This is a genomic window from Bremerella volcania (assembly GCF_007748115.1).
Lineage (GTDB): Bacteria > Planctomycetota > Planctomycetia > Pirellulales > Pirellulaceae > Bremerella > Bremerella volcania.
In genome coordinates, this window is record NZ_CP036289.1 from 4,531,629 (window position 1) to 4,555,062 (window position 23,434).

Annotated in this window: 18 protein-coding genes and 1 tRNA gene; 9 read left to right on the forward strand and 10 right to left on the reverse strand. The window is 56.9% G+C overall.

Features of this window, described 5'->3' with window-relative positions; all coding sequences use genetic code 11:
* Nucleotides 1-146: 146 nt before the first annotated feature.
* The 3 genes from Pan97_RS17950 (at nt 147) to Pan97_RS17960 (ending at nt 5,392) form a co-directional block, all read left to right on the forward strand.
* The gene (locus Pan97_RS17950) at nt 147-2,066 is read left to right on the forward strand and encodes a hypothetical protein (protein ID WP_144974926.1); all 1,920 of its coding nucleotides are present in this window, start codon (nt 147-149) and stop codon (nt 2,064-2,066) included.
* A gap of 21 nt (nt 2,067-2,087) precedes the next feature.
* Nucleotides 2,088-3,218, forward strand: coding sequence for a polysaccharide biosynthesis/export family protein (locus tag Pan97_RS17955; RefSeq protein ID WP_144974928.1), 1,131 nt, complete (start codon nt 2,088-2,090; stop codon nt 3,216-3,218).
* Between the two features lie 182 nt (nt 3,219-3,400).
* Nucleotides 3,401-5,392, forward strand: a complete 1,992-nt coding sequence (locus tag Pan97_RS17960) for a redoxin domain-containing protein (RefSeq protein WP_144974930.1) — start codon at nt 3,401-3,403, stop codon at nt 5,390-5,392.
* A gap of 74 nt (nt 5,393-5,466) precedes the next feature.
* Here Pan97_RS17960 and Pan97_RS17965 read toward each other — a convergent pair whose 3' ends face one another.
* Together Pan97_RS17965 and Pan97_RS17970 are read right to left on the reverse strand one after the other, a co-directional pair.
* Entirely contained in the window at nt 5,467-5,907 is a 441-nt protein-coding gene (locus tag Pan97_RS17965) for a hypothetical protein (RefSeq protein ID WP_144974932.1), read from the reverse strand.
* Between the two features lie 232 nt (nt 5,908-6,139).
* Nucleotides 6,140-7,249, reverse strand: coding sequence for a tetratricopeptide repeat protein (locus tag Pan97_RS17970; protein WP_144974934.1), 1,110 nt, complete (start codon nt 7,247-7,249; stop codon nt 6,140-6,142).
* 253 nt (nt 7,250-7,502) lie between these two features.
* Between Pan97_RS17970 and Pan97_RS17975 the strand changes: the two genes are divergently transcribed.
* The 4 genes from Pan97_RS17975 (at nt 7,503) to Pan97_RS17990 (ending at nt 11,478) form a co-directional block, all read left to right on the forward strand.
* A tRNA-Gly gene (locus Pan97_RS17975) sits at nt 7,503-7,573 on the forward strand.
* Nucleotides 7,574-7,698: 125 nt separating this feature from the next.
* Complete coding sequence (locus Pan97_RS17980; protein WP_144974936.1) at nt 7,699-8,619, forward strand: sialate O-acetylesterase; 921 nt, start codon at nt 7,699-7,701, stop codon at nt 8,617-8,619.
* A 206-nt stretch (nt 8,620-8,825) separates the two neighbouring features.
* Nucleotides 8,826-10,856 carry an ABC transporter ATP-binding protein gene (locus Pan97_RS17985; protein ID WP_144974938.1) on the forward strand — a complete coding sequence of 677 codons (2,031 nt, stop codon included), beginning with the start codon at nt 8,826-8,828 and terminating at the stop codon, nt 10,854-10,856.
* Nucleotides 10,857-11,004: 148 nt separating this feature from the next.
* A complete protein-coding gene (locus Pan97_RS17990; RefSeq protein WP_144974940.1) occupies nt 11,005-11,478 on the forward strand; it encodes a carboxypeptidase-like regulatory domain-containing protein in 474 nt (157 codons plus the stop codon).
* 90 nt (nt 11,479-11,568) lie between these two features.
* Here Pan97_RS17990 and Pan97_RS17995 read toward each other — a convergent pair whose 3' ends face one another.
* From Pan97_RS17995 to Pan97_RS18005, 3 genes are all read right to left on the reverse strand, one after another.
* Nucleotides 11,569-12,654: a DUF1559 domain-containing protein gene (locus Pan97_RS17995; protein WP_144974942.1), complete on the reverse strand. Its 1,086-nt coding sequence runs from the start codon at nt 12,652-12,654 to the stop codon at nt 11,569-11,571.
* A gap of 244 nt (nt 12,655-12,898) precedes the next feature.
* Nucleotides 12,899-13,258: a hypothetical protein gene (locus Pan97_RS18000; protein WP_144974944.1), complete on the reverse strand. Its 360-nt coding sequence runs from the start codon at nt 13,256-13,258 to the stop codon at nt 12,899-12,901.
* 46 nt (nt 13,259-13,304) lie between these two features.
* Entirely contained in the window at nt 13,305-13,784 is a 480-nt protein-coding gene (locus tag Pan97_RS18005; protein ID WP_144974946.1) for a thiol-disulfide oxidoreductase DCC family protein, read from the reverse strand.
* 281 nt (nt 13,785-14,065) lie between these two features.
* Between Pan97_RS18005 and Pan97_RS18010 the strand changes: the two genes are divergently transcribed.
* The gene (locus tag Pan97_RS18010) at nt 14,066-15,730 is read left to right on the forward strand and encodes a hypothetical protein (protein ID WP_144974948.1); all 1,665 of its coding nucleotides are present in this window, start codon (nt 14,066-14,068) and stop codon (nt 15,728-15,730) included.
* A 101-nt stretch (nt 15,731-15,831) separates the two neighbouring features.
* Here Pan97_RS18010 and Pan97_RS18015 read toward each other — a convergent pair whose 3' ends face one another.
* The 5 genes from Pan97_RS18015 to Pan97_RS18035 all read right to left on the reverse strand — a co-directional run bounded on the left by Pan97_RS18015 (nt 15,832) and on the right by Pan97_RS18035 (nt 22,075).
* Nucleotides 15,832-16,035, reverse strand: a complete 204-nt coding sequence (locus Pan97_RS18015; RefSeq protein WP_144974950.1) for a hypothetical protein — start codon at nt 16,033-16,035, stop codon at nt 15,832-15,834.
* Nucleotides 16,036-16,373: 338 nt separating this feature from the next.
* Nucleotides 16,374-17,393, reverse strand: coding sequence for a 2-oxoacid:ferredoxin oxidoreductase subunit beta (locus Pan97_RS18020; protein ID WP_144974952.1), 1,020 nt, complete (start codon nt 17,391-17,393; stop codon nt 16,374-16,376).
* Nucleotides 17,394-17,617: 224 nt separating this feature from the next.
* Nucleotides 17,618-19,483 carry a 2-oxoacid:acceptor oxidoreductase subunit alpha gene (locus Pan97_RS18025; RefSeq protein ID WP_144974954.1) on the reverse strand — a complete coding sequence of 622 codons (1,866 nt, stop codon included), beginning with the start codon at nt 19,481-19,483 and terminating at the stop codon, nt 17,618-17,620.
* An 810-nt stretch (nt 19,484-20,293) separates the two neighbouring features.
* A complete protein-coding gene (locus Pan97_RS18030) occupies nt 20,294-21,175 on the reverse strand; it encodes a hypothetical protein (RefSeq protein ID WP_144974956.1) in 882 nt (293 codons plus the stop codon).
* Between the two features lie 60 nt (nt 21,176-21,235).
* On the reverse strand, nt 21,236-22,075 hold the full coding sequence (locus Pan97_RS18035; RefSeq protein ID WP_165698831.1) for an alpha/beta hydrolase: 840 nt from the start codon (nt 22,073-22,075) through the stop codon (nt 21,236-21,238).
* Nucleotides 22,076-22,226: 151 nt separating this feature from the next.
* Between Pan97_RS18035 and ribA the strand changes: the two genes are divergently transcribed.
* Nucleotides 22,227-23,432 carry a GTP cyclohydrolase II gene (ribA, locus tag Pan97_RS18040; protein ID WP_144974960.1) on the forward strand — a complete coding sequence of 402 codons (1,206 nt, stop codon included), beginning with the start codon at nt 22,227-22,229 and terminating at the stop codon, nt 23,430-23,432.
* Nucleotides 23,433-23,434: the final 2 nt, after the last annotated feature.

The window sequence follows — 23,434 nt, forward strand, 5'->3', positions numbered from 1 at the left end:
AGTGCCGCCCCCTCGACGAGCATCACTCGTGTGCGCGGTTTGAGTGATTGCATTGAAATCGATTGGTCGATTTCGTGTTTAGGAATCGATGCGCCGTTGCACGGATGGCAATGCGCCGCATCCCTTGACACTTCATGGATGGACCGATGGATCGACCTCTGCCCTCAACCAGCCGAGTTGGGATTGCACTGAGTTTGACGATGTTAGTGATCGTCGGCTGTGGGCGCAATTCGAAGGTGGCCAACGACGCCGAAGCGCCGGCTAGCGCACCCAATCTCTTTCATGCGCCCGAAGACGTTCGCCCCATGGCTCAGTTGGCCGCTCATCTGGAAATCAGCGAAGCCCACGAGAACATCGTCAACAATCCCTACGCCAATCCCAAGCGTCTTCCTCCCGTCACCAAGCCCAATCCAGCGGATAAACCAACGTCGCTCGAAACGATCCGTTTCCCGTTGAAAATCGAAAAATCGGAAGCATCGGAAAAGTCACCCCAGGTCGAACCTCCCGCAAAGCCGGCGCCATCAAAGCCGCGGATGCCGGAAGAGCTTCTGCTTGAGCCTCCGACTCACATCCCCGGCCCAAAGCAAAATGTCGCCGAGACGAATTCTGCGCCAAAAAAGCCCGAAGTCGCACCGCCTGCACCCGTCAAGCCGATCGCTGATAAGCCCGTCGCCAAGACGCCGGAGACCATGCGGTCGGTACTTGAACCCAGCCAGCCGGTTGCCCCTAGTCGTCAGCTCGAACCGCTCGCGCTCAATCCACCTCAGATCGAAACGCCGCAAAACGCTCCGGCACCTCAAGTGAAGCTGCCACCGCCGCCGGCCAAGGCGCCCCTGGTCAGCGCGCAGCCTGAGCTGAAGCTTCTGCCCAAGGTCGAAGACGAACCGGTCAAAGCTCCCGCGATGCGTGAGATTCCCCAATCGCCGGTGATGCCCAACTTCCTGGGAAACTCGCCTCGACAAGTCGAGAAGCAGTCGCCGCCGCAGAAACCCAATCAACCCGCAGGATCAACTTCCAGGTTCGTGAGCCTCGCCCCGACGGCGCCGTCTGAAGGGATTACGCTGAACCCAGCCAAGGAGGACGTCGTGGACGTCACCGACATGCCGTTGCCGTCGCGCACCGGCACGCCACGCTCGGTTTCAATGCCCCCCAGCTTTGTGCCGGCTACGCAAAGCCCGGCCCAGATTGATCATGCCCTGTTGGCCGTTCGTGGACGCATGGCCACCCTGGTGGATCATGGTTTGATTCTGGCTCAGCGTGGTGCGTACTACTCGGCACGTGCTGAATTCATTCAGGCCCTGCGTCTGGCCACGCAAACGCTGGACACCGCCGAAAAGTCGCATCACCACAGCGACGCGCTGGCCGATGCCATCGCGGCTCTTGACGAAGCGGGCGAATTCATTCCCGCTGGCGCGCAGCTGGAAGCCAACGTCGATTTGAATTTGGTTGTGGATGCTCATCGAACTCCTGTCCTCAAAAACAAAAACTTGGAATATGAAACGGCGCTCACGGCCGCTCAGGCCTACTTCGCCTACGCTCAAGAGCGTCTGAACGTCGCTTGCGGCGGCATGCCGGAAACGGCCCGGGCACTGGTTGGACTGGGACGCATTCAGCAGTACCTCAATAGCACGACCGGCGACAACCGTACGCTGGTGGGCCCGCGTTCGATCGCCTTTTTCCAGACGGCTCTGGCCGTTGATGGCTCGAACTTCGAAGCCGCCAACGAACTGGGCGTTCTATTGGCCCGCTATGGACAACTGGAAGACGCCAAGCAGGCCCTGCTGCAAGGAATCAAGGCTTCGCCGCGTGCCGAAATCTGGCAAAACCTGGCTTCGGTGCATCAATCGTTGGGTGAAGTCGAGATGGCTCGACGAGCTTCCCTCGAAGCGGAAGCGGCCCATCAATTCGCCAAGACGAACGCCGGACTGGATGCCGTTCGTTGGGTTTCGCCCGAGCAAATGGCACAAAACGGACGCGCCGATGCCGGCCTCAAGCAGTCGCAACCGGAAGACAACAGCCAACCGGTTGCCCAGCGTCACCGTTCCCCCTCACGATCGACTCGATAGCCTGGTCAAGGATTCGACCTGATGCGTACTTATAAACTCACTCTCTGCAGCTTGATCGTCGCCTGTGCAACTTCGTCGGCGTGGGCCCAAATGATGGCCCCTTCGTGCAACCCTCAAGAACGACAGGTTCTGGTTGGCGTCGACTCGACCGACCCGGTCTGCGAGGGGGAACCGCACTGGAACGCACGCCGTCCGATCCCCTGGCAGGTCTTCGCCCAAGGCGAATACGTCGGCCCGGCTCGTACGGCTCATGTGCCGGAGTACCGACTGCGCGTGGGGGACGATCTCGACTTCGTCTATCGACTTACGCGGCAACAGACGACAAGCCCTTACCGTTTTGAGGTTGGCGACAAAGTCCGCATCGAGTCGCTGACCGATCCTGATATCAACCGTGAGCAGGATATTCAACCCGACGGCACGATTACTCTGCTGCTGCTCAATCAGGTTCACGCCGCGCGACGCACGGTCGATGAGCTGCGAACCTATCTCGAAGAGGAATACAAACAGTATTACAAGGTTCCCGCAATCACCGTCACGCCGCTGAAAGTGAGCACCAAGCTGGAAGACCTGCGTGCGTCGGTCGATAGTCGATACGGCACCGGTGGTCAGGGACGCAGCAGCCGAGTGACGCCGGAAGGGACCATTCAACTTCCCCTGATCGGCAACGTGCCTGCCCAGGGGTTGACGCTCGACGAACTCAAACGCGAGATCGACCAGCGTTATGCCCAGGAGATCGAAGGGATCGAAATCACTCCGGTCCTGATCGACCGAGCTCCACGGTATATCTACGTGCTAGGGGAAGTCCCCAACCCAGGCCGCTACGAACTGACCGGTCCGACGACCGCCATTCAAAGCATCGCCATGGCTGGCGGTTGGAACGTCGGGGCCAACCTGCGCGAGGTGGTCGTCTTCCGCCGCGCCGAAGACTGGCGTTTGATGGCGACCAAGCTTGACCTGAAGGGTGCCCTGTACGGCAAACGCCCTGCCCCGTCGGACGAACTTTGGATTCGCGATGCCGACATCGTCATCGTGCCCAAGAGCCCGGTCTTGTGGGCCGACGAGTTCATTGAACTGGTCTTCACACGTGGGATTTACGGGGTGGTACCCTTCCAAGGGGTCAACATCAGCGTCAACCGCCTGAGCAACTTTTAAGAGCGGATCTGCGTCGATCGGTACTTCTGGCATCGGCTACGACCACAAGCTACCTGGCTAGCGTTCTCATTGGCAGGCAAAAACCTGAAAATTTTAGGGTAGGCGAAACTTCTGGCTGTTCACTACAGTTTATGAGGTAGAGAATCTCTCGCCTGGCCTTGGTTTTCAGGAGTGTTTACGCCGTGTACCGCCTCATCCTCATCTTTTCTCTCAGCTGCCTACTGGTTTCGCCGGTCTGGGCTCGTGAATCGAAAGTCGAACCGCAGCCGATCGGCAAGAAGATCGAAGGGTTCGAACTGAAGGACTTCCGCGGCAAAACACACAAGCTCTCGGACTACGCTGACAGCGAAGTCGTCGTCCTGGCGTTTATTGGTTGTGAATGCCCCGTTGCCAAGCGGTACACCGTCACGCTTGGGCAGTTGGCTGACCAGTTCAAAGATCAGAAGGTCTCGATTCTGGCTGTCGATGCCAACCAGCACGATTCGATCACCGAGATGGCTTCGTTTGCCAGGGTTCACTCGCTGGAGATCCCCTTCCTGAAAGATCTGGCCAATCGCCTGGCCGACCAAGTCGGTGCCGAGCGAACGCCTGAGGTCGTCCTGCTGGATCAGGAAAGAACCATTCGCTATCGCGGACGCATCGACGACCACTTTCTGGTTGGCAACATTCGCGACGGCGCGACGCGCGACGACCTCAAGATCGCGATCCAGGAAGTTTTAGCCGGCAAGAAGGTGAGCGTGCCCGAGACCGACCCGGTCGGCTGTCACATCGGGCGCATACTCGAGGCGGACGAAACCTCGCAGGTAACGTACTCTGATCAAATTGCCCGCATCTTCCAGAAGCGCTGCGTCGAATGCCACCGCGAAAGTCAGATTGCTCCGTTCGCGCTGACCGACTACGACGAAGTGGTTGGCTGGGCGGAGATGATCGCCGAAGTGGTGGAAGACCAACGCATGCCTCCCTGGCACGCCGATCCCAAGTACGGACACTTCTCCAACGATCGTCACCTTACCAAAGAAGAGAAGGACACGATCCTGAAGTGGGTCGAGGCCGGTGCCCCGGAAGGAGATCCCAAGCGACTGCCAGAGCCGGTTAAGTACGTCGAAGGTTGGACTCTTCCGGAAAAGCCGGAGTTGATCCTCGACATCACGAAAGAACCGTACCAGGTTCCGGCCGAAGGAGAAGTCAAATACAAGTACTTCGTCACTGATCCTGGCTTTACCGAAGACAAGTGGATCAAGGGAGCCGAACTTAAGGCCGGCAACCTGCAGGTAGTTCACCACATCCTCTGTTTCGCCTTGCCTCCGGGTGCCGACGGTCGTGAACTGGGAGGGGGCGCACGCGGGTTCCTGGTCGGTTACGTTCCCGGCAAGCTGGCCAGAAACTACCCGGAAGGGATGGCCAAACGCATTCCGGCCGGATCGCGGCTCGTCTTCCAGATGCACTACACGCCGATTGGATCGCCGCAGGAAGACCTCAGCCAGATCGGCTTTAACTTCATGGACCCGAAGGACGTGAAGTACGAAGTGAAAACGACCAGCGCGGTCAATCACCGCCTTGCGATTCCACCGGGGGATAACAATTTCAAAGTCGAAGCCAGGTCGAAGCCGTCGCCGAGTGACGACACCGTCATCCTCAGCTTTATGCCGCACATGCACCTGCGTGGCAAAGCGTTTCGGTACGTGGGGGTCAACGATGGCAAAGAAGAGATTCTGATCGATATCCCGGCGTACGATTTCAACTGGCAAACCGCCTACGAACTGGCCGAGCCGAAGAAGATGCCCAAGGGCTCGTACGTGCAGGCCATCGCCCACTACGACAACTCGGAAGAGAACCTCTTCAACCCCGACCCGACCAAGACGGTCCGCTGGGGAGATCAAACCTGGGATGAGATGATGATCGGTTATTTCGACGTCGCCGTTCCGGTCGATCCTAAGACCTTAGCCAAAAAGTCCGAGCCTGGCGAAGTACCTGAAGCGGTGCTCAACAAGGCGAACGAACTGATCACCAAGTTCGACGAAAACCAGGATGGAGAAGTGGCTCGATCCGAGGTGCCTGAGCAAGGGCACAACGTCTTCGATCGCCTCGACACCAACGCCGACAAAACGGTGACGCGTCAGGAATTGATCGACATCTTCCAGAAGTATCCAGCCGTGATGCGCATGCTTAAGTAGACACTCAAGGGGTGGCCCAGAGAGTTGTCTCTGGGCCACCCGAAAATCTAAGTATTTTCTCTGGTATCGAATCGTTAGCACGGGCCGTTTTGGGTCAACACATGCAGGAAGCGGCCTCCGTTGTCGTACCAGCCTTGTCGCGTGAATCGCGTCCATAGCAGGTCGGTCACCAGCGAGGCCCGCGTTCCATCTTCGGCTTCCAGCGTCAGGATCACGCGCCGATAGGGAAGTGGTTCGCGATGAAAGAAGTCGATTCCGCGTTCGGTGATATTCTTTCCGACCACGACCGTCGACAACTCGTTGAGCGGCTCGCCGGTGGCATCGATCGGCGTCAGGTAGATCAAGTGCGGATAGGGATAGCGAAAGTCGCGCCGCCGTTCGCTGGTGATCTTCTTCGGCAGAATCCTGGTGATGAGCTGACCTACGGTTGCACGCACTTTGGTATCGCTCTCGTCGGAGCAATTGGGAACCGTGGTGAATGCAAATTCAGACGTGGTCATAGCGCAACTTGCCATGGGTTCAACCTGATAAGGAACGAGTCGGAGACGAGATTCGGCTTGCGAAGCAGACCGCTCGCAAGGGTGCACGCGAATAAGGAGGATGTTCAGAAGAGCCGTTGTTGGCCGTGCATTCGGAATAACCGGTCTGCGCGGACCTTCCTCACAACGCTTGCCCCAGAACTAATGAAATAAATAGGTCACGATTCGACGATTGGCAAGTGAAAAGAATTACGAAAACAAGGATGCTTTAGCCGGAAATCAGCTGGCGGTACTGGCGTCGAAGTTGAGCGACGGTTAACGGATCGTCTTGATGGGCCGAGATGGCCAGTCGCAGCGCGTTCTTCGCCTCGTACCAATCGCCACGGCTGGCGGCGTCTTGAATCCAGGCCTGGTAAAGCGAACGGACCGAGTGCCGGCTTTGCGACGGGTCGCCCTGCATTTGCAACAAGCGTAATGCCTCGGAGTAACGCCCCTGGTGGCACCACTGATCGATCACCGCATCAACGATCTTACTGCGGTTCCCTTCCAGGTCAGGATCATGAGGACGCTGGGCTTCCATCCGCTCGAGGATATCGAGCGCCGTCTGGCAGTCCTTCTCCCCGATGCACGCCACGGCCCAGTTATTCAAAATAGCGCTGCGATTCCGCATCGCCGCCGCGTCTTGCGGATCGAGCGACAGGGCGAAGTTCAAGTATTCGATCGCGCCAGAGTAGTCTCCTTGCGCGGCGGCCAGGCTGGCTTTGTTGTACGGAATCTTCGCGGCCAGTCCACGCGCCGAAAGCGTTCGTGCTTCATCCGCGGCTTGTATCGCAGGGGATTGACCTTGATCGTGCGGCTCGAGCAGAAACCACGTCGGACAGGTCGTTTCGACGTCCAACTCCGGACGACTCAACAGGCGGCACCAGACATGCCCGCGGGTTTGCATCGCCACGGTAGGCAGCCCTGCCCGATCGGTCAGAATCTGATACAGAATGGTCGCCGAAACGCAGTTGTAGTTTCCTTCGAGCAGGGCCTTGCTGAGGGTGTTCTGGTTTTCGTCGTACTCGCCGAACAGCAAGTGCTCGTGCATCGACTGAAAGACCCACTCGGCCCGCTCTTGGATCGAGTAGCGTCCCCACTGCGCAGGAAGATTGTTTTCCATCCAAGCCAGGTGCCTGGTCAAGCGCTGTTGGGCGGCGGCTCGATCGGCTTCGCTGAGGTTGCCTTCGGCGGCCCAGGCCATTTCCAATAAAGTTGCCGGGCGATTGGCCGCGGCCCGGCGCTGCAGTGTGGGCAGCGCGGCGACCGTCATGATCACCAGGTAAAGCAGAATCAGCATCCAAAGGACGCGGTCAGATTCCTTCCAAATTCGAAGCATACCGCCACCGGCCGGGATTTGGTTCTCGGGAGAGTTTCCCAATTGTGCGCGCTGGCTTACGACACGCGTCTTATACCGCCGCATTTTTCCGACACGCAGGCATTGCCCAAACCGCAGAGCCCAGCAAACCGTTATGATCCGATCACATTGCCCAAGCGAACGATCAAAAGTTGACCGCTTCGCCAGAATTCAAATTCACGACGGCCGATCCTTGCTCGCCATTCTCTCCGCGTTATATTTAGAAGAAGCCCGTGCGGGTGTAGCTCAATGGTAGAGCCCTAGCTTCCCAAGCTAGTTACGAGGGTTCGATTCCCTTCACCCGCTCTAGAAGTAATAACGCTGCAAAGGTCCACTCGTTTCGCGGCGTTTTTTGTTTCGAAGGCGTTTCCCAGGTACGATGGGAATTAGGCCCATGTCCCGCCCATTGAACACTTCCCCGGTGAACCGCCATGCTCGCTCGTACGCCTGCCCTGCTCCTTTTCGCTCTGCTGCTTGTGGCATCGTCGTTGGCTTCCGCTCAGGAGGCGGTCGACGTTTACATTCTTTCCGGCCAGTCGAACATGGCCGGCAGCGGTACGAAGTCGCAGCTTCCCGAAAAGTGGAAGACGCCGCTGCCGTCGGTGCAATACTGGGATGGCAAGCAGTTTGTCGACTTCGATCCGATGACTTTGAACCTCAACGGGGGCGGGCGATTCGGACCGGAAGTTGGTTTCGCCGGGACGATGGCATCCCTTGCACCTGCCAAGACGATCTATATCGTCAAGTTCGCACTCAGCGGCCAACCGCTGCATGCGGGGTTTAACGGAGGCAAGTGGATGGGTGAAGAGCCAGGCCCCAACCGCGGTACGTTTTATCCCGGCACCTCGCCGGAAGACCCGAACATGGGAAATCATTACAAACGACTGCGCGATCAATTCACCAAAGCGTTTGCCGCGCTGAAAGAGGCCGGGAAGAATCCTCAGCTGAAAGGGATTGCCTGGATGCAGGGGGAAGCGGATGCCAAGCAGGAGATTTCCGCCACGAAGTACGACCAGTCGATCGCGCTGCTCAAGTCGCGAATCGAAGAAGACTGCCAGAGCGGTCCGGTACCACTGGCCATGGGTCAGGTCCTTCCTAATATTCCGTGGATGGAACGCTTCACCCACCGCAACGAGATCCGCCAGGCCCAAGCCGATGCCGACATGCGCAGCGGATCCGAACTGGCAATTCTCGGTGTGTGGAACGTCCCCACCGATGGCATGCCGCTGCTACCAGACACCGTCCACTACGACACGACCGGGCAGCTAATGCTCGGGACTTCCTTCGCGTTGGGGGTTTTGGAAGCGGCGAACCAGATGAAAATGCTCGCCGCCAACGACGATCCTGAATAATCGCTGCTAGCATCGGCTGGAATCTGCTTCCCAGACGCGACTGATATTGCTGGCAACCGCGAATCGTTGTAGCTTTCTTCGGTTCCTGATTCGCCGTGCCGCTATTGCGCAATGGATGTGCGTTTGCGACGGCGAGATTTCCAAGAGTACACCCTGTGGTTAAAGCCGCGAGATGTACTGCTTTCCGAGAATGCACGACCCGAAGCATGAAGTATCTGCTGCTCGCGATTCGCCATTGTGTTTCCCACTACCGCTGGTCCATCGTCGGCTCCATCATCTGCTCGTTGATGGTGGGGTTCTTATGGGGCGCGAATATCGGCGCCGTCTATCCATTCGCCGAAATCATTTTCGACGGGCAAAGTCTGCACCAGTGGGCCGAGCGCGAGACGGTCAATTGCCGGGAGCAGATTGCCCGGCTCCGTAAAAACATCGATGGCTACGACGAGGAAATCGCACGGACCGAAGACCCAATCAAGCGGGCCGAAATCAATCGAATGTTGCGCCGCGATGACAGCGCGATGAACGGCTGGGAAGACAAGCTTGCGAATATCGAAAAGTCTCAGCCGTGGATCGACGCGTATGCACCCAACAGCCCGTTCAATACGCTGCTGCTGATGGTCGGCTTTCTGATGGTCGGCACCCTGGTGAAAGGGGTGTTCCTCTCAATGAGCATGATGCTCGTTGCCCGAGCCACACAATTGACCACGCTCGACTTGAAGCACCAGGTGTTCGACAAGTTACTCGACATTCGGCTGGGCAAAACGAACATTTCAACCGGTGATTCGACGACCCGCATGAACGGCGACGTCGGCTCGATCGGCGCGGCGCTTGAGATCTTGTTCGGCAAGACCATCCGCGAACCAGTCAAGATGTTTGCCTGCCTGGCCGGTGCCGCTTATATCAACTGGCGGCTGCTGATCCTTTCGCTGTTGATCGCACCGATCGCGGCTTTCGTCCTATACAAACTGGCTCGAACGATCAAGGACCTGAGCAAATCGTCGATCAAAATTCAGGCCCGGATTACCGGTTTTTTCCTGCAGGTTATGAACGGCTATTACGTTGTCAAAGCGTACGGCACGGAAGATTACGAACGCAAACGCTTCGAGGCCAAGTCGCGTGAAGCGTATTGGGAACGCGTGAAGATCCAGTTCTTCAATTCGATGGTCCGCGTCAACAACGAAGTGCTGGGCCTGGGCATGGTCTGCCTGTCGATGATCGCCGGTGGTTACCTGGTGCTGAACCAGGAAACGCAGATTTTTGGTATTCCCCTGGCAGATAAGCCGATGGAACTCGGCTCGATCCTGGCCTTCTACGCCTTTTTGATCGGCTGCACCGACCCACTGAGGAAGTTGGGGGATGTGTTCGGCTCGATCCAGGCCGGCATTGCCGCCGCGGAAATGGTTTATCCCCTGCTGCAGCAAGAAGTCCCAATTCAGGACCCTGAGCGTCCTGTGCCGATCGATAGCGTCGGCCGCGAGATCAAATTCAACGAAGTGCAGTTCTGCTATGTCCCCAAGACACCGGTCCTAAAGAACCTCGATCTGACGATCCGGCAAGGCGAGACGGTCGCAATTGTCGGCCCCAATGGTTGTGGCAAAAGCACGTTGATCAACTTGCTCATGCGTTTCTACGACCCAGACCTGGGTACGGTGGAACTCGGTGGAACCGATATTCGCCAGTTCAAGCAAAGTGACCTGCGATCGCAGATTGCCTTGGTTACCCAATCGACCGTTTTGTTCAACGAGACCATTCTCGAGAACATTCGCTACAGCCGCATGGACGCGACCGATGAAGAAGTCATCACCGCGGCCAAGCTTGCTTACGTCGATCAGTTCATCCAGACGCACATGAGCGATGGGTACAACACGCTATGTGGCGATAGTGGCTCGAACCTATCGGGCGGACAGCGGCAGCGAATCTCGATTGCCCGAGCTCTGCTGCGGGACCCCGACATCATCATCATGGACGAAGCGACCAGCCAGATTGATCTGGACAGCGAGCGTCTGATTCATGAAAGTTTGAAAAACTGCATCGCCGGGCGAACGGCCATCCTCATCACGCATCGCGCCAGCACGCTGCAATTGGCCGACCGGATCATCGTGATGAATCACGGCCAGATCGAAGCAACCGGCACGCACGAAGAGCTAATCGAGACTAGCAGCACCTACTGCCGGCTGTACGTCGAGGACGAAGCAGAGAACGCGGGAAACACCGCTGAAAAGCGTTCGGCCGCGTAACGATGAGTTTCCTGTTTTTTGAAGAAAGCGACTCCTAGGAAGTCGCTTTTTTTATTTCCAACGCACTATTTTTGCCTTGTTCACGGTAAACTGGAAGTAACCCCCTCCCGAAGATTCCCACCTTTACTGCACACCTGAGGTAAAACTCATGCGATCTCACCTTCATGCCAAGATTTTTTTGCTTCTTGCCACCATTACGCTGGCCGTGTCTCTCGGCTGCAGCAGCGAACCGCCGGATGATCGCCCTGCTCGATCGAAGGTTACTGGAACGGTCACGTTAGCGGGCTCACCCGTTGAAGATGCCCGGATCCAATTCCACGCTGCAAACAACTCGCAAGGAGCTATCGGACAAACCAAAGCAGACGGCACATTCACGCTGACGACCTATGTCGCAGGCGATGGTGCTTTGCCGGGAGACTATGTCGTTACGATCAGTAAGAAGGAAGTCGAGAGCGGGCTGAGCGAAGAAGAGAAACTGAAGATGCAGGAGATGGGACGCCCTATCCCGTCTCCCAAGACGAAAGAGCTCATGCCACGAGAATACACCAAGAGCACGTCTTCTCCGCTGAAAGTCACGGTTACGGCCGACGGAGAAAACCACTTCGACTTCGACGTGAAGTAGTCAACGTTTCGACCACAAAGACCAAACGAAAAAGGCCTCTCTATTAGTGAGAGGCCTTTTTGCTTATTAGTTTCGGATGACTGAATCATCTTATGGGATCTGAACCGATTCACCACCATCGCGGCTACCGATCGCACCCCAAACGCCGTAGGGGCTTGGGCCACTATTGACCGGAGCGGCCCCGGTATTACCGGTATCGATCGTTTCGGCCACAAAGCTCACCGAGGCGTCACCATAAGCCACCAAGACACCACCTGGGTGTTGGCTTGAGGGTGGAAGCACGGCATCGGTCGCGTTGTCGTTCCCATCGTTGCCACACGCTGGTGCATTGGGCGGAAGGACGGTGTTAAAGCCAATGTGCGAAGCCGAACCGTGATCGTAGCGGCCTGCCCAATTGGTGACCGTTGCCGAAGATACGAATTGTCGGCGATTGTTGGGATCAACGGCGTTGTAGCAGTCGTTCGGAGCCGTCATCGGGTCGTAACCAGGGGACGCAACGCCACGGCCAATCAACTGCTTGTTAGTACCGCCGTAGAGACGTTCGGAAAGCATCGCGGTGTTCGACGTCCCATCGGTGATGCTGGCGAAGGTGATCTTCGCGCCCAGGTTCCCGAAGATACCACGCGATTCGTTGACGTCGTTAACGCCACGGGTGCCGCCGCTATTGATCGAGTCGCCGACACTGAACATATAGTTCGTCGCGCCACGTCCCGTAGCCGAACTGGCATCGCCGTCTGACGGACATTTCAACGAATCGATCTGGACCGAATACGGCGTGTAATTCCCGGCGGTACTATCCCATGGGCAAGGACCCCAGGCAGGATAGTTGGTGCTGTTGAATGTCGATGCGGACGACCATTGATCGTAGAGGGCATTCTGTTCAAAAAACGGCAACAGACGCATCCAGCCAGATCCGAACGCGCCATTCTTTACCGTACAGTCGGCACCTTGCGTGGTACCAGCTCTTTTGGGCGGGAAGGCCAGGTTGATGTCAGCATAGTTGTGAACCGCCAACGCCATTTGTTTCAAGTTGTTGGTGCACTGCATTCGACGGGCTGCTTCGCGCGCCTGTTGAACGGCAGGCAAAAGCAAAGCGATCAATACACCGATGATCGCGATCACAACCAACAGTTCGACTAGGGTAAACGCGCGCGCTTTCCCACGATGAAGTTTCATGGCAAGGTGTTCCTTGAAATGGGGTAGGGAGCCAATGCGGAGAATTGGCATTTGGAGGGATGTCGATGCACCGAGTGGGGTTTTCAGTGTAAGGAAGGAGTGCTGATGTGCATATCAACACATTAAGTATAACCTATGCGACAATTTTGGACAAATAAGCAAACTTTTCCTGAGAAAGAATCCGCCACTACAACAGCGGGCAAAATACCCCTCCACGGAGAGGGCATGCCTTTGATGTCAAGAGTCAGTCTTGCTTCCTTTGCAGCTTCTTCGCCGCTCGTTGCCGCTTAAGACTGGACAGAATGCTGGCGATGGGGGAAGAGTTTTGGCCATACTTGAATTCCAACTTCTGGATTTCAGCGTGGGCGGCCGCGCGGGCTGATTTCTCGGTAAGGAAACCGGTCATGTAAGACTGCAATAGCGGTTCGCCGCCGTCGACGCGGACACTGAACAGAATACGCGTCGAGATCGGGCTGGCCGGTCGCTGCGTGATTTCGATCTGATATTCGAGATAGCTCTCGACCAGCGGCTTCTGCATGCCGGCGCGTCGGATCGACTTCGGTTTCCCAGTTCCGTGGGCGGTGTGCTTGCGGAGATCGAACATTGCCAGGACTCCTTTTCCTGAAATCAACGATCAAGTGCGTTGAGTTTTACGTTTCCGAATTCTTTTTCGGCCCAAAATGAATCGCGCAGGCGTCGCCGCAGTCGTCGTCGGTACGCTTACCGAATCGATACCTTGCCGCGGCAACTTTTTGATAGAGCCAACTCCACAGCGGAAGCGATCCGGGGATATGCAACAGCGGCATCACCGGCCACAGCATCGCAATGCGGCGTGTGAGATACCGAAACGCCCCAGCACCACTGTGCTGCCGTCCTTGTGTGTCGATGACCCACATCTCTTCCATCATCTGGTCGTACGTCAAGTTCGGAGCGACCTCAGCAACCTTCGCGTCGTGAAGCGAGAGGAACGAAAGCCGCCGGCCCAAGTCAAGCCAATAAAGAATCCTCACACCGCCGGTACAGATTCGACAGTGACCGTCGTAAATCACGACATCGGTCTTGGGCCGATCTTTCGGGCTGGGCAGGCTCTTCTCGTCGCTGCGAGCTTGGGTTTGCGTTGGGATGCTCATGATTTGCCATTTATGGACTGCCTGGTGGGCCTGACTCAAGAATCCACCGGTAAGGGGAATTCGTCATATCAGGCATAGGCAGCCTACGATGTTTCTATACTACCCGTAAATTCCAGTGTAATACCACTGCAACTTAGACACCCAAATCCTGCAATTTCCCGAGAAAATAAGTGGTATTTCGGGGGCAATTTCCGGTACACTTAACGATGAACTAATCTACACGGCGAATTCCCTGTGTAGCTCCTCAAGCGCGTGCATCGATTTCAAAAGGACTTGGTTCCATGGAAACTCTCCAGAAGCACATCCGTAAAGCCCAGTGGCGTATGATCTTACAGCAATTCGTCGGGCGGCTGATCATCTGCCTGTCGGTGAGCCTGACGCTGGCCGCCATCGCGGTCATTCTGCCAAAGCTCTGGCCTTTGGGCATTGATCGCAGCGTCTGGATGTGGAGCTGGATCGGCGGCGGGGCTGCGGTTGGCCTGCTGACGACGATCGTTTGGACCTACCTGAGTCATACTTCGGCGCTAGCGGCCGCCATTGAATTGGACATTCGCTTTGGCCTGAAGGAGCGCGTTTCCAGTTCGCTCTCGATGGACGAACAGTCGCGTCAGACTCAATGGGGCCAGGCCCTGATGGAAGATGCCACTCGGCAGGTCGAACGCATCGACGTCAACGATCGCTTCCCAGTACGCAGCGGCTGGAATGGTTTGGCACCAGTGGCCATCATCGTTGGTGCGCTGCTGATCGCGTTGTTCGTTCCGGATGCCGTACTCGATCCGAACACGGTCGAAGCGAACCCAGCCCAGCTTGATCCCGAACAAACCAAGGTCGTGAAGAAGACGGCCGACGAACTGCGTAAAGAGCTGAAAGAACGAAAAGAGAAGGCCGAGGAAAAAGGCCTTAAGGAAGCCGAAGACCTCTTCAAGAAGTTGGAAGAAGGGACCAAGGATATCGCCAAGAAGGACAAGGTTGACCAAAAGGAAACCTTGCTCGAACTGAACGACCTGGCCAAGGAGCTGAAGAAACGCCGCGACGAACTGGCTTCCAGCGAAGAGTTCAAAAAGAAGCTCGAGATGCTGAAGGACATGCTCAAAGGGGGCCTTGCCGAAGAACTCGCCAAAGCGATGCAGAAGGGAGACCTGCAAAAGGCCCTGGACGCGATGAAGGATCTGCAGAACAAGCTGAACAACGGCGACCTCTCGAAGGAAGAGCGGGAAGCACTAGCGAAGCAGTTGGAAGAGATGGGCAAGAAGATGGAAGACATCGCCAAAGCCCATGAAGACGCCAAGAAGGCCCTGCAGCAGCAGATCAAACAGGCCCAACAGGCCGGCAACCAGGCCGAAGCCGAACGGCTGCAGAAACAACTCGACCAGATGGGCATGCAAGACGCTCAAATGCAGCGGATGCAACAGATGGGCAACCAACTGTCGAAGGCCTCGGAAGCACTGCAAAACGGCCAGCAAAAGCAGGCCGCCGATCAGTTGAATCAGATGGCCAACGAGATGCAAGACCTTCAGGCCCAGCTAGACGAACTGGAAATGCTGGACGAAGCCATGGACCAGATGGAAATGGCTCGCAACCAGATGTGTAAAGCATGCCAGGGCGGAAAGAACGGAATGATGGGCCAGATGGGACAAATGGGCCGCATGGGCCAGCAGCCGGGCAACGGCCTGGGACAAGGGCAAGGCCAGGGGGATCGCCCGGAAGAGGAAAACGAGACCGGTGCGTACGACTCGCAAGTTCGTGCCGATCCTAAGACAGGGCGTGGCGTGATCGTCGATTACGTGGACGGCAAGAACCGAGCTGGCCAGACGCTGATTGAAATCAAATCGGCCATGGAGTCGGAGTCTTCCCTCAGCAGCGACGCGTTGACCGAAACGCGTCTCTCGAAGGACCATCAAGAGAACGCTCAAGAATACTTCGACATGGTGCGTGAAGGACGATAAGCCCACTGAGCAACATGCGAGAAGCAAAGACGGCGACCGAGATTTGGTCGCCGTTTTTTTATGCGCACCCTTACACGCCAGGCAGCGCGACGAAACCGGCTCTAGCCGTGCATCCGCTTGGGGATGGTAAAGCTGTATAGAATGACAATAGCTCCGCTGGACATCATGCTCCAGGGTGCCCAATCGGGAGGCGTAAATGGCTTGGGGCCTCCCTCTGCGGCCATCATGGCCGAGTCAACGATCAGGCACTCTGCCCCAACGATGATCAACGTGATGCCGACTGCCAAAAATAGCGACCGCCACATGGCAAATTCCTTCTTTCCTCCGTGCCTTCCACTTCGATCTGAAATACGTCAGATCGCGGCGTGATTGCACGCCCGAACGATTCGTTGTCCTTCTTATCGGCCAGGAGGTGGGGTGCCGCTAGCGTGAAAACCAAGGTGCCTGCGCAGCCGTTATAACCCAAATTTTGTTCCCTCTCGCCTGAGGGAGAGCGTTCTTGCATCGGGATCAAGACACGAAAAACGCCGCATGAAATTCGATTCACGCGGCGTCTTGTATGGATTATCCAACCAGCTTCGCCCCCTCATCCTAGACCTCTTTCCCGTGGGGGCGAGGGGACCGGAAAGGGGGTGAGCTTCGCTTATTCGACGACCCAGGTGTCGCCGGAGTTGAACAACTTGTCGAGGCTTGCTTCGCCTCGCGACTGCTTGGCTTGCTGGACCTGGTAGTTGATGGCGTCGTCGTAGCACGGGGCGTCGACGTCGCGCAGCACACCGATCGGTTCGGGGAACTCGGGGTGCGACATGCGGGTCAGCAGGTAGGCCAGCGTCGGATCGTTCGTCTTCTCATCGTGGAAGAGAAGATCGTCTTCGCTGATCCCCTTGCCAAGTTCGACCACTTCCGGGGTCATGCCGTTCAGGCGAATGCCCTTGTCGCGATCCTTACCGAAAATAAGCGGCTTGCCGTGTTCCAATTCGAGAACCGTGTCGGCCTTGGTGTCCTTGTCGGTCGCCCATTTGTAAGCGCCGTCGTTGAACACGTTGCAATTCTGGTAAACCTCGACAAAGGAAACACCCTTGTGAGCCACGGCACGTTCGAGCGTGTCGGCCAGATGCTTGATGTAGACGTCGATCGAACGAGCCACGAAAGTCGCTTCGCACGAGATGGCCACCGACAGCGGATGAATCGGGTTATCGATCGCGCCCATAGGGGTACTCTTGGTGATCTTCCCTTTTTCGGAAGTCGGCGAGTACTGTCCCTTGGTCAAACCATAAATGCGATTGTTGAACAGGATGATGTTCAAGTTCACATTGCGACGCAGCACGTGCATCAGGTGGTTACCACCGATCGAAAGCGCGTCGCCGTCGCCAGTGATGACGAAGACGGTCAGATCTTGCCGCGAAGACTTCAGCCCGGTAGCGAACGCCGGAGCACGACCGTGCACGCTGTGCATGCCGTAGGTGTTCATGTAATACGGAAAGCGGCTGCTGCAACCGATCCCGCTGACGAAGACGGTGTCTTCGCGACTCATGTTGAGGTTCGACATGACCTTTTTCATTTGGGCCAAAATCGAATAGTCACCGCATCCAGGGCACCAACGCACGTCCTGGTCGGTGCCGTAGTCCGCGGGCTTCAGTACAGGCAATTCTGCGGATGCCATGGTGGATCTTTTCTCTATCATGGGAGTTTGGCAATCAAGTGTGTGGGGTTCACCAAGGTCCCCGCTCCCTTGAAGGGAGAGGGTTAGGGTGAGGGATTTTTCTACGGCTTTGCTTTCCATTTAAGCAGGCCATAGGTTTGTTTCTGTCTTCTTACTGGGTAGGGTAAGCGGGTACTTGGTTCTCCCTCTCGCCCCGGCCCTCTCCCCTCAGGCGCGAGGGGACTCTACATCAACATGGACTCGATCTTTTCGGCAATTTCCGTTGTGGTGAACGGCTTGCCTTGCACCTTGTTCAGTCCAACCGCGTCGACCAGGTACTTGTCACGAAGCAACATACGAAGCTGGCCCAGGTTCAGTTCGGGAACCAGGACTTTGTCGAAGCTTCCAAGCAGTTGGCCCAGGTTTCGCGGGAATGGATTGAGGTATCGCAGGTGAGCGTGGCTGACCGACTGGCCTTGGGCTTGTAGACGAGCCACCGCCGTACGGCACGAACCATAGGTACCGCCCCAGCTGACGACCAACACCTTGCCGCTTTCGGCGCCCATCACTTCCTGCGGCGGGACGGCTTCGGCGATGTTGGCGACCTTCTTGGCACGGGTCAGCACCATGTGATGGTGGTTTTGTGGATCGTAGCTGACGTTGCCGGTACCATCCTGTTTCTCAAGACCACCAACGCGGTGCATCAAGCCAGGCGTACCAGGGATCGCCCACGGACGAGCCAGTTCTTCGTTCCGCTGGTAGGCCAAAAACGGAGGATCGTCTTCGCTGCGTGGACCGGGATGCGTGACTTCGATCTTCGGAAGATCGGCCATATTGGGGATTCGCCACGGTTCGCTACCGTTGGCAATGTAGCCGTCGGTCAGGATGACGATCGGGGTCATGAATCGGGTTGCGATGCGCCATGCTTCGATCGCCACGTCGAAACAGTCGGCTGGGCTGCGTGCCGCGATGATCGGCAGAGGCGATTCACCGTTGCGGCCAAACATGGCCTGCAGCAGATCGGCCTGCTCGGTCTTGGTTGGCAAACCGGTACTTGGGCCACCACGCTGGACGTCGACGATTACCAGCGGCAGTTCCAGCATCATCGCCAGCCCCATGGCTTCGCCCTTGAGTGCCATACCGGGACCGCTGGTCGTGGTGAGTGCCATTTCGCCGCCGTAGGCCGCACCAATCGCGGCACAGACGGCTGCGATTTCGTCTTCGGCCTGGAAGGTCAGCACGTTGTAGTTCTTGTACTTGCTCAGCTCGTGCAGAATGTCACTGGCCGGCGTGATTGGGTACGAGCCGAGAAACAGCTTCTTGTCGCTCAGCTGGGCCGCACTGATCAGCCCCCAAGCCAGCGCCTGGTTGCCGGTCATGTTGCGATACTTGCCTGGCGGCAGTTTGGCCTTTTCGACCGAGTAGCTGCTGCGGAACGCATCGGTGGTTTCGCCGAAGTTGTAGCCGGCCTTGAGTGCCCGGCGGTTCGCTTCCGCGATCGCTGGCAACTTTGAGAACTTCGCTTCGATGAATCGCAAGGTCGGTTCCATCGAGCGGCCATACAGCCAGAAGACCAGGCCCATCGCGAAGAAGTTACGGCAACGATCCGCTTCCTTCACACTCAGGTCGAGCCCGTCCACAGCACCGCGGGTCATGCTGGTCATGGGTACCGAGAAGACCTGGTATCCGCTGAGTGAATCGTCTTCGATCGGGTTGCTTTCGTAGCCTGCCTGACCGAGGGCTTTCTTATCGAATGCGTTGCTGTTGAGGATCAGCACGCCGTTCTTCTTCAAGTCGCCCAGGTTGGTCTTGAGGGCCGCGGGGTTCATCGCCACGAGCGCATCGACCGTTTCGCCGGGGGTGAAGATGTCGTGCGACGCAAAGTGAATCTGAAAACCACTCACCCCGGCCAGCGTTCCACGTGGAGCACGGATTTCGGCCGGGAAGTCGGGGAAGGTAGCGATGTCGTTACCAGCCAGGGCCGAGGTATTCGAGAACTGCGTACCGGCCAATTGCATACCGTCGCCAGAGTCGCCGCAGAAGCGTACCGTCGCTTCTTCCAAGGGCTGAATCTCTTTTACGACCGTGGTTTCATCAGTAGTGGTGGACATGGTTTATCGGGCAATCCGAGCAACAACAGGGTTTCTATGGGAATTATGGGAAAGCGCGTCCTTGCGGCAAATCTTGCGGGGCTCGCGACTTTTAGTCAGGTTGGTACTGCGATGACAGACACTGTGGGAACGATTCGAAACTTTGTGATTTACTACTCAACCAAATGTTATCAATGTCTGCCACGCAAATTGGGCTCGCATTCCTCCCAATACGGGAAGTCAGCTGGCAGAGTAGAGGCTGTTTTCCCGATGCAGACAAATTCAAACCCATCAGCTGGGGGTCGACTGCAAATCGGGTTCGCTGAAGGAAGTCGACGAAGCTGGCGTTCCACCGATGGGGTGCAATCGGGGCTGCCAAACACGGCCGAATGCTGACGGTTGCACGTGGGTTTGCCAACGTGTCAACTCGCCTGGGCCGAACGGACTTTGCTTCGTGCTTCATAGCCAACATGGCAAAAGCCGATTGACCGCTGCTATCAGTGGCAGCGGTCCGCCTTCAATCTCGCTAGTGATTTCCGAACTTCCAATCGCCTCGCAAAACTGCGCTAACTAATTGAAATTTCGACGGTGTTCCCGCTTTTTATGAGGCAATTTTGCCGGTTATGCCGATTTTTCGGGGTTCACACCTCCATATAGTCTAACAATGTCCCCCAATCGGTAGAACAAGCCGGCCTGTGAAACCTGGGTAAAACCGGGAGAAATTACCGCAATTTACCTCCAAACTGGACAATGTTGTCCAGTTTTGGGTCTGCCCCCTACCAGGAAAATGGCAACGCCGTCAGAAAGCGAGAAATTCCGTCAGCTTTTGCCTTAGTCGTCGAAGTCACCAAACGTCGGAGGGCGGCTCTCTTTTTCGTAGAACTTCGAGAGGTCGATTCCTCCTCGATTCTCTTCCTCCAGCAGCTTGATCCGGGCCTCCAGACGTTCCATCCGCCGCATCATCTGCGGCAGCAGGAACAGCTCTTCGTCGATCTTCTTTTTCGACGGCACTTTCGGGTAACCAAGCTGCCGCTGCAGCGCAGAAAACAGCAGGAGTGGATCTCGCTTGCGATTGGCCAACGCAATGCGACCTTCCCGCTCGCCAAATAGCGGTGGGAAGTCCGCGCCCGGTAGCTTACCTCCACGGCGAATCTGCTGCGTGATGTAATGCTCGCTACGGACGTAGATCATGTCGGCGATGTCGATCAAGCCGATCCGCCGTCGATTGACCTCCAGGAACCGTCTCCAGTGGTCGTCGTACATCGGATCCGAGGCCATCGCAGTGAAGCCGGCATCGTATTTCAGGCGATGACGACAGATCGTTTCAAACTGATAGAGAAACAAGCTTTGCGGGGTCGCATGTTCGGCCCTCAGTTTGACCTCGTACTTCAAGATTTCGAGGCCTGTCTGAAAGTCGAAACGCCCCCGGTCGTCTTCCGAAGACTCGATGATAAACGCTTGAAAGCCCGTGAAGTAGTGCGACAGACGTTTCATGGCGGGATGAAACTGACCGCTGTGACGCAGTTCAGCCGCCATGAAGTCGATCGCCATCGGCAGCTTGGTCGTCACGAGAATCTCGTCGCGTACCGACTTCAAGATCTCTTGCATCGGGCGGTTATCGGCCAGCCCTGCCTGAAGGCCTTCAAAGAAGTGCCGCTGCTCGACGTATTCCTCGGCTTCCAACTCGTTGGCTGACTGCGCGTCGTCACTCATGCTTCTGCGGACAACTTTCTCGGCTCGGGATGACCCGCCTCCCTGACGGAAACGGCAAACTTATGACTTCCCGAGTTTGAGATGTCCGTCCAGGAATTTCAATGCCTCTTGCTTGGCTTGAGGATCGATGAACGTGCTCAGGTGCCCGCGTCCTTCCGCTTTGTAGAAGGTGGTGGGAATGCCAAGCGAGGAAAGCTTGTCGTGCATGACCTCGGCATTCCGCATGGGAACGACACTATCGTTGGTGCCATGAAAAAAGAAAATCGGAGGACACTTGGCCGTCACATGGCTCAGCGGCGAGGCCTCTTCATACGTGCCAGGCACATCGGCGCGCGAGCCACCGAGGAAGAACTTCAGCCTCTCGCTGCGGGGTGGTTCTCGGGTGAAATCGCACGGCGCGCCACCAGCAACGACCGCTTTAAGCTGCGGAGCACCAGGTCCCTTTTCCGCTTCGACGGCCGCCACGAGACAGGCCAAATGGCCACCGGCCGAGTAGCCCCAGCCGCCCACTCGATCGGTGTCGATATGGAACTCGTTGGCGTTATCGACAAGCCAATTCAGAGCGGCCTGACAGTCTTCCAGTTGAGCAGGAAATATATGATTCGGTGCGAAACGGTATGTAATTGCCGCAACCGCATAGCCGTTGTTGGCAAGGTACATCGCGTGCGTCGTCATGTGGCTGCGCGAACCTCCGGCCCACGCTCCACCATGAATCATGAGAATCGCCGGGAAGGGGCCTTCGCCTGGGGGCAGGTACAGATCTGCCTTAAGGGTCTTGTCTTCCCGCTGAGCGAAGATCAGGTCAGGCACCTTCCGAATGGAGGGTGTTTCCGCCACCGCGGGGCCGGCTAAAACCGCGAAAGCAAAAAACGCAACGATTATGGTTTTCCAAGCAGTCACTACGGACTCCGTCAAGGTGAACTATGCCGCAAAGGTGCGGGTTCTATAATGAGTTATTCCGCCGACGTTGCCCAATATTAACCCCGAGGATCGTGCAGGGCATCCCTTTTTCCATCGGCGATGCCCCGTGTCATTCAGGAGAGTGCTTCCCGTGAGCCACCGATTTTCCACCGTGCAAGCGGCTGTCGATGCGATCAAAGCTGGCAAAGTCATCATTGTTGTCGATGCGGAAGATCGGGAAAACGAAGGGGATTTCGTCGCCGCGGCAGAAAAAACGACCCCCGAAGTGGTGAATTTCATGATCACGCAGGGACGCGGTCTCTTGTGCACGGCCTGCCTGCCGGACGTCTGCGAACGGCTGGAATTGACGCCGCTGGTCGAGAACAACAACGCCCCACTTCGTACGGCCTTCACTACCCCGATCGACCACAAGAACGCCAAGACAGGCATCACGGCAAAAGAGCGATCCGAAACGATCATGGCCATGGTCGACGAGCAATCGATCGCCGATGACTTCGTGCGGCCAGGACACGTCTACCCGCTGTTGGCCAAGGAAGGGGGCGTGCTGCGCCGCGCCGGGCATACCGAAGCATCGGTCGATCTGGCCCGCATGGCTGGCCTCACGCCGGCGGGTTCGCTGTGCGAAATCCTCAACGAAGAAGGGGATCGGGCTTCGCGCGATGAACTGATCGCGATCGCTGAAAAGTTCGACCTCGAGATCATCTCGATCGAACAGCTCATCTCGCATCGACGCGTGAACGAGAAACTGGTGGAACGCGGAGCGGAAGCCAAGTTGCCAACCACCTTCGGTGAGTTCGACATCATCGTTTACGACGTGAAGTACGAAACGCAGGAACCGGTGGCGATCGCCATGGGTGATCTCTCCTCGGTCGAAGCCCCGCTGGTTCGCCTGCACAGCAGCTGCTTCACCGGCGACCTGATCAACTCGCTGCGCTGCGACTGCGGCGATCAGCTGAAGATGGCCCTGCAGAAGATCAGCGAAGAAGGGGTAGGTGCTTTGATCTACCTGCCACAGGAGGGTCGCGGCATCGGCCTTAAAGCGAAGATCCGAGCCTATGCCCTGCAAGACCAAGGGCTCGATACGGTCGAAGCGAATCACGCATTGGGCTTCAAGAGCGACATGCGCGACTACGGGGTCGGTATTCAGATCTTGAAAGACCTGGGCCTTTCCAAGATTCGCCTGCTGACCAACAACCCGAAGAAGACCGACGCGTTCATCTACGGCGGCTTCGATCTCGAAGTAGTCGACCAGGTCCCGATTCACCCCGAACCGAACCCGCACAACCAGAAGTATCTGGATACGAAACGCGACAAGATGGGGCACCGGCTGCCGTAACG